This is a genomic window from Pseudomonas sp. FW300-N2A2, assembly GCF_017351735.1.
Classification (GTDB): Bacteria; Pseudomonadota; Gammaproteobacteria; order Pseudomonadales; family Pseudomonadaceae; genus Aquipseudomonas; species Aquipseudomonas migulae.
Genome location: NZ_JACNDU010000042.1, coordinates 24168 through 31540, shown reverse-complemented (window position 1 = coordinate 31540; position 7373 = coordinate 24168). Strand labels below are relative to the sequence as shown.

The 7373-nt window shown below is 57.8% G+C and carries 6 protein-coding genes; 3 read left to right on the top strand and 3 right to left on the bottom strand.

Going from position 1 to position 7373, the window contains the following annotated elements:
- Positions 1 to 101: 101 nt before the first annotated feature.
- Together clpA and clpS are read right to left on the bottom strand one after the other, a co-directional pair.
- A complete protein-coding gene (gene clpA, locus J4E42_RS27625) occupies positions 102 to 2372 on the bottom strand; it encodes an ATP-dependent Clp protease ATP-binding subunit ClpA (protein ID WP_008033994.1) in 2271 nt (756 codons plus the stop codon).
- Positions 2373 to 2402: 30 nt separating this feature from the next.
- The gene (gene clpS / locus J4E42_RS27620) at positions 2403 to 2765 is read right to left on the bottom strand and encodes an ATP-dependent Clp protease adapter ClpS (protein ID WP_015094394.1); all 363 of its coding nucleotides are present in this window, start codon (positions 2763 to 2765) and stop codon (positions 2403 to 2405) included.
- 225 nt (positions 2766 to 2990) lie between these two features.
- Here clpS and J4E42_RS27615 point away from each other — a divergent pair, with 225 nt between their 5' ends.
- Complete coding sequence (locus tag J4E42_RS27615; protein WP_207286636.1) at positions 2991 to 3272, top strand: cold shock domain-containing protein; 282 nt, start codon at positions 2991 to 2993, stop codon at positions 3270 to 3272.
- A gap of 62 nt (positions 3273 to 3334) precedes the next feature.
- Here J4E42_RS27615 and icd read toward each other — a convergent pair whose 3' ends face one another.
- On the bottom strand, positions 3335 to 4591 hold the full coding sequence (gene icd / locus J4E42_RS27610) for an NADP-dependent isocitrate dehydrogenase (protein ID WP_207286635.1): 1257 nt from the start codon (positions 4589 to 4591) through the stop codon (positions 3335 to 3337).
- On the opposite strand from icd, the gene J4E42_RS27605 reads away from it, so the two are divergent.
- Both J4E42_RS27605 and J4E42_RS27600 read left to right on the top strand, forming a co-directional pair.
- Positions 4590 to 4817, top strand: coding sequence for a hypothetical protein (locus tag J4E42_RS27605; RefSeq protein WP_032829130.1), 228 nt, complete (start codon positions 4590 to 4592; stop codon positions 4815 to 4817). The two genes, icd and J4E42_RS27605, sit on opposite strands and share 2 nt — an antisense overlap.
- Positions 4818 to 5085: 268 nt before the next feature.
- A complete protein-coding gene (locus J4E42_RS27600; RefSeq protein ID WP_207286634.1) occupies positions 5086 to 7311 on the top strand; it encodes an NADP-dependent isocitrate dehydrogenase in 2226 nt (741 codons plus the stop codon).
- Positions 7312 to 7373: the final 62 nt, after the last annotated feature.

Sequence of the window (7373 nt, the reverse complement as noted above, 5' to 3'; positions counted from 1 at the left end):
AATAGCCGCCGCTACCAAAGAAACGGATATGCACCCAAACCAAGCAGACAACAAAAAAGGCGCCCGAAGGCGCCTTTCGCTTTACAACAGATCAACAACCGTCAGGCCATTTCAGCCGTGGTTTCAAACTCGAAGGTCAGCTCGCCGTCCTTCAGATCGATATGCACCACGCCACCATGATCAGCCAGCTCGCCAAAGAGAATCTCTTCCGCCAGCGGACGCTTGATCTTGTCCTGGATCAAACGCGCCATCGGCCGAGCGCCCATTGCCGAGTCGTAACCACCTGCCGCCAGCCAGCTGCGCGCCGCGTCGGTCACTTCCAGCTGCACGCGCTTGTCTTCCAACTGCGCCTGAAGCTCGGTAAGGAACTTGTCCACCACGCTTTTGATGACCTCATGACTGAGGCGACCAAACTGGATAATGGTATCCAGACGGTTGCGGAACTCCGGCGTGAAGCTCTTCTTGATCACTTCCATCGCATCGGACGAGTGGTCCTGATGGGTGAAACCGATCGAAGCACGCGCTGCGGTTTCGGCACCGGCGTTGGTCGTCATGATGACGATCACGTTACGGAAGTCCGCCTTGCGCCCGTTGTTATCGGTCAGCGTACCGTGGTCCATGACCTGCAACAGCAGGTTGAAGACTTCCGGATGCGCCTTCTCGATTTCATCGAGCAACAGCACGCAGTGAGGCTGCTTGGTGATGGCTTCGGTCAGCAGACCGCCCTGATCAAACCCGACGTAGCCAGGAGGCGCACCGATCAGACGCGATACGGTGTGGCGCTCCATGTACTCGGACATGTCGAAACGAACCAGCTCGATACCCAACGCCTTGGCCAACTGACGTGCCGCTTCGGTTTTACCGACACCGGTCGGGCCTGCGAACAGGAACGAACCGACAGGCTTGTCAGGCGACTTGAGGCCGGCACGGGACAGTTTGATCGCAGTCGACAGCGAGTCGATTGCGGCATCCTGACCAAACACCGTCAGCTTCAGGTCACGCTCAAGGTTACGCAGCAGCTCTTTGTCGGAGCTGGTGACGTGTTTTGGCGGAATCCGCGCGATTTTCGCGACGATGTCCTCGACCTGAGGCACTTCGATGCGTTTCACGCGTTTCTCGATCGGCTGCAGACGCTGGTAGGCGCCCGCCTCGTCGATCACGTCGATGGCCTTGTCCGGCATGTGCCGGTCATTGATGTAACGCGAGGCCAGTTCGGCAGCGGCGCGCAGGGCTTCATCACTGTATTCGATATTGTGATGGAGCTCGAAACGCCCTTTCAGGCCACGCAGGATGCCGATGGTGTCTTCCACGGACGGTTCCGACACATCGACTTTCTGGAAGCGTCGTGCCAGGGCACGATCCTTCTCGAAGATGCCGCGAAATTCCTGGAAGGTGGTCGAACCGATGCAACGGATGTCACCGGACGACAGCAGCGGCTTGAGCAGGTTCGAGGCATCCATGACGCCACCGGACGCGGCACCCGCACCGATGATGGTGTGAATTTCGTCGATGAACAGGATCGCCTGCGGACGTTTTTTCAGCTCATTGAGCAACGCCTTGAAGCGTTTCTCGAAATCGCCGCGGTATTTGGTCCCGGCCAGCAAGGCGCCCAAGTCGAGGGAATACACCACGCTGTTGGCCAGCAGGTCCGGCACCTGGTTGTCGACAATACGCTTGGCCAGGCCTTCGGCAATCGCGGTTTTACCCACGCCCGCCTCGCCCACCAGCAGCGGGTTGTTTTTGCGTCGACGCGCGAGGATCTGCGCGACGCGCTCGACTTCGAGCTCACGACCTACCAACGGATCGATTCGACCCTGGCGCGCGAGTTCGTTGAGGTTACTGGCATAAGCATCCAGAGGATTGCCTGAAGAAGAAGACTCACCGCCCTCGTCGTCCTGCATATCTTGCTCACCTTCAGAGTGATCGCCATGCCCCGGCACTTTGGAAATGCCGTGTGCGATGTAGTTGACGACATCAATGCGTGCAACGCTCTGCTGTTTCAGCAGGAACACTGCCTGACTTTCTTGCTCACTGAAGATCGCAACCAGCACGTTGGCGCCAGTCACTTCGCGTTTGCCCGAGCTCTGTACGTGGAAAACAGCACGCTGCAGAACACGCTGGAAGCCCAGGGTAGGTTGGGTCTCGCGATCCTCATCATGAATAGGGATCAACGGCGTGGTGGAGTCGATGAACTCCTGCAGATCATGCTTGAGTTTGTCGAGGTTGGCGCCGCAGGCACGCAAAACGGTGGCGGCAGCCTCATTGTCCAATAAGGCCAGCAGAAGATGTTCGACGGTCATGAATTCATGACGCTTCGAACGGGCCTCCTTGAAGGCAAGATTGAGGGTGACTTCGAGCTCGCGGTTTAACATAGCTTCACCTCATACCCAAGTGGTCGGCGATTAACCGTCCTTCTCGATTTCACAGAGTAGCGGATGCTGGCTTTCCCTGGCGTACTGGTTGACCTGCATGGCCTTGGTCTCGGCAATGTCGCGGGTAAACACTCCACATACTGCCCGTCCTTCTGTGTGGACGGCCAGCATGACCTTGGTCGCCAGCTCGCGATTCAGGTTAAAAAACACCTCGAGCACTTCGACGACGAAATCCATCGGTGTGTAGTCATCATTAAACAAAACCACCTTGTACATCGGCGGCGCCTGTAAAGCAGGCTTGGCCTCCTGAACAGCAATGCCTGCGGAATCGTCGTCGTGTAAATCAGGGCGATCCTGATTGAATGTTAGTCGAATCTGGCTGATTGCATGCATGGAAAGAAAGGTTCGTCAGTTGTGCGAATACAGTAGTGGGGACGGTTATGAACGATTTCAATACCGACTGCCGGGTCACCTTGACTATCGGCAAAACGGTGTTACAACCAATAGAGCCCACAGTGGGTAAAAAAGGTCCGCGGAGTCAATCTTATTTACAGGATTCGACTGCGGATGTACTGGATGATACTCCAGTGATGGAGTCTGTTGCAGAGGGATATGAGCATGGCTGTCGGTAAGGTGAAATGGTTCAACAATGCCAAGGGATTCGGTTTCATCAACACCGACGCCCGCGAAGGGCAGGACGAGGACGGTAAAGAGATCGATTTCTTTGCCCATTATTCCGCCATTGAAATGGACGGGTACAAAACCCTCAAGGCCGGGCAGCTCGTGAAATTCGAGATCGTCCAAGGCCCTAAAGGCCTGCACGCCGTGAAGATTACGGCGGCGCCTGCCTCTAACGAACTGCCCACACCCGCCCCCCACAAAGAAACAGTGTCGAACTGACGCAAGCCGTTACCCAGTCATAAAAAAAACCGCCCGAAGGCGGTTTTTTTGTGCCGATTCGCTTACATGTGCGAAATCAGTGCATCGCCAAACCCGGAAGAAGACACCAGCTTCGCGCCGCCCATCAGACGTTCGAAGTCATAGGTCACGGTCTTCGCGGAAATCGCGCCGTTAGTGCCCTTGATGATCAGGTCGGCCGCTTCGGTCCAGCCCAGGTGACGCAACATCATCTCGGCGGACAGGATCAGCGAGCCCGGGTTGACCTGGTCCTTGCCGGCGTACTTCGGCGCAGTACCGTGGGTCGCTTCGAACATGGCGATGGTGTCGGACAGGTTGGCACCCGGTGCGATACCGATACCGCCCACTTCCGCCGCCAGGGCGTCGGAGAGGTAGTCGCCGTTCAGGTTCAGGGTCGCGATCACATCGTATTCGGCCGGGCGCAGCAGGATCTGCTGGAGCATGGCGTCGGCGATGGCATCCTTGACGATGACGTTCTTGCCGGTTTTCGGGTTCTTGAACTGCATCCACGGACCGCCATCGAGCAGGGTCGCGCCGAACTCTTCAGCCGCCACTTCGTAGGCCCATTCCTTGAAGGCACCTTCGGTGAACTTCATGATGTTGCCTTTGTGCACGATGGTCAGCGAGTCGCGGTCGTTGTCGACCACGTACTGCAGAGCCTTGCGCGCCAGACGCTTGGTGCCTTGCAGGGACACCGGCTTGACGCCGATACCGCAGTTTTCGTCGAAACGGATCTTGGTGACGCCCATTTCTTCTTTGAGGAACTTGATGACCTTGGTCGCTTCCGGCGAACCGGCCTTCCACTCGATACCGGCATAAATGTCTTCCGAGTTTTCACGGAAGATGGTCATGTCGACGTCGCCTGGCTTCTTGACCGGGCTAGGCACGCCTTCGAACCAGCGCACCGGGCGCAGGCAAACGTACAGGTCGAGTTGCTGACGCAGGGCCACGTTCAGGGAACGAATGCCGCCGCCGACCGGCGTGGTCAGAGGGCCCTTGATGGAAACCACGTAGTCCTTGACTGCGTCCAGGGTTTCCTGAGGCAGCCAGGTGTCCTGATCGTAAACCTGAGTCGCTTTCTCCCCGGCGTAGACTTCCATCCAGGAAATTTTGCGCTCGCCGCCGTAAGCCTTCTTAACAGCAGCATCGACAACCTTGATCATGACCGGGCTGATATCAACGCCAATACCATCGCCTTCGATGAAGGGGATGATCGGGTTGTTAGGAACATTGAGAGAATGGTCCGCGTTGACGGTGATTTTGTCGCCGACTGCTGGAACCTGAATCTTCTTGTATCCCATGCTGAACTCCATTGTTTGGATTGAACATCTGGCTTCGTCCGAGCGTACCCCAGTTAAATCGGCGCGCAAACCCTATGTTCTGCCCATCGACTGCAAAGCTGCGCAGTTCGTGTTCTACAAGCCTGAAAGCAAAGGGAAAAGCGCCAAACTCAAGCACGGCCAACGACTCTACGCCCTGCACTCCCCTGCGACCTTTAGACCAATGGACGACAATCGTTACGTATGAACCATCGGCAGATTGCCAGCTACCTATGTATAATGCCGCCCGCTGACCACAGAGTCACGACGGCCGACCTCTCTAGCACGAGACTTTGGACCCGAAAAAGCAGGACTGTTACCGCAGTCCACCCGCTTGACGCTCGACTGATGCACCCAACATCACCGCGCACAAATCTCGACATTCGGCTCATGGATGACTTTGAACGAACGCGCTTACCCGGCGCCCCTCGAGTTTCTGCGCACGCTTTAGCAAAGAAGAGAGAGTTAATCCGAATATGCCCACCCGCTCGAAGATCATCTATACCTTCACCGACGAAGCCCCAGCCCTCGCCACCTATTCACTGTTGCCTATCGTAGAAGCGTTCACCGCTTCGGCTGATATCGCCGTTGAAACCCGCGATATCTCTCTTGCAGGGCGCATCCTGGCCAGCTTCCCCGAGCAATTGGGTGACAAAGCCGTAGCCGACCACCTCGCCGAACTGGGCGACCTGGCCGTTACGCCAGAAGCCAACATCATCAAGCTGCCGAACATCAGTGCTTCGGTTCCGCAACTGCAGGCCGCGATCAAAGAGCTGCAAGCCCAGGGCTTCGCACTGCCGGACTACCCGGAAACCGTGACCAGCGACGCCGACAAAGAAGCCAAGTCGCGTTACGACAAGATCAAGGGCAGCGCCGTGAACCCGGTTCTGCGCGAAGGCAACTCCGATCGTCGTGCCCCGCTGTCGGTCAAGAACTACGCTCGCAAGCACCCGCACAAAATGGGCGCCTGGGCTGCGGACTCCAAGTCCCACGTCGCGCACATGAGCACCGGCGATTTCTACGGCAGCGAAAAAGCTGCCCTGATCGACGCCGCTGACGCCGTCAAAATCGAACTGATCGCTCAAGACGGCACCACCACCGTCCTGAAAGAAAAGACCACCGTGCAAGCCGGTGAGATCCTCGATTGCGCGGTCATGAGCAAAAACGCTCTGCGCAGCTTCATCGCTGCCGAGATCGAAGACGCCAAAGCCAAGGGCGTGCTGCTGTCGGTTCACCTGAAAGCCACCATGATGAAGGTCTCCGACCCGATCATGTTCGGCCAGATCGTTGCCGAGTTCTATAAAGACGCACTGGCCAAGCACGCTGACGTGCTGGCACAGATCGGCTTCAACCTGAACAACGGCATCGGCGACCTGTACGCTCGCATCAAGGCTTTGCCTGCCGAGCAACAAGCGCAGATCGAAGCGGACATCCAGGCGGTCTACGCCGTTCGTCCTTCGCTGGCCATGGTCAACTCCGACAAAGGCATCACCAACCTGCACGTGCCGAGCGACGTGATCGTCGACGCCTCGATGCCGGCGATGATCCGTGACTCCGGTAAAATGTGGGGCACTGACGGTCAGTTGCACGACACCAAGGCTGTGATCCCGGATCGCTGCTACGCCACCATCTACCAGGCCGTTATCGAAGACTGCAAGCTGCACGGCGCTTTCGATCCAACCACCATGGGCAGCGTGCCAAACGTTGGCCTGATGGCGAAAAAAGCCGAAGAGTACGGCTCGCACGACAAGACTTTCCAGATCAAGACCAACGGCGTTGTCCGCGTGACGGACAGCAAAGGCACCTTGTTGCTGGAGCAGTCGGTTGAAGCCGGCGACATCTTCCGCATGTGCCAGACCAAAGACGCGCCGATCCAGGACTGGGTCAAACTGGCCGTCAACCGTGCTCGCGCAAGCAGCACCCCGGCGATTTTCTGGCTGGACCCAATGCGCGCTCACGACGGCGTAGTGATCGAGAAAGTTCAGGCTTACCTGAAGGATCACGACACCTCCGGCCTGGACATCCGCATCATGTCGCCAGTCGACGCGATGGCCTTCACCCTGGGCCGCACCCGCGAAGGCAAGGACACCATCTCGGTGACCGGCAACGTACTGCGCGACTACCTGACCGACCTGTTCCCGATCATGGAACTGGGCACCAGCGCCAAGATGCTGTCGATCGTTCCGTTGATGAACGGCGGCGGTCTGTTCGAAACCGGCGCCGGCGGCTCCGCACCGAAGCACGTTCAGCAACTGCTGGAAGAGAACTTCCTGCGCTGGGATTCCCTGGGCGAGTTCCTCGCTCTGGCCGCTTCCCTTGAGCACCTGGGCGTTACTTACAACAACCCTAAGGCGCTGGTTCTGGCCAAGACCCTGGACCAGGCCACCGGCCAGTTCCTGGACAACAACAAGTCGCCATCGCGCAAAGTCGGTAACATCGACAACCGCGGCAGCCACTTCTACCTGGCGCTGTACTGGGCTCAGGCCCTGGCCGCCCAGACTGAAGACGCTGCACTGCAAGCGCAGTTTGGCGAGCTGGCAAAAACCCTGACCGAGAACGAGGCGACCATCGTTGCCGAGCTCAACGCCGTTCAGGGCAAGCCAGTGGACATCGGCGGTTACTACCACGCCAATGCCGAGCTGATCAGCAAGGCCATGCGCCCAAGCAACACTTTCAACGCGGCTATCGCTGCGCTGGTTTAAGGTTGTAAGGATGCAAAGAAGCCCCGGCCCAGTGCCGGGGTTTCTGTTTCTACAGGCTGACC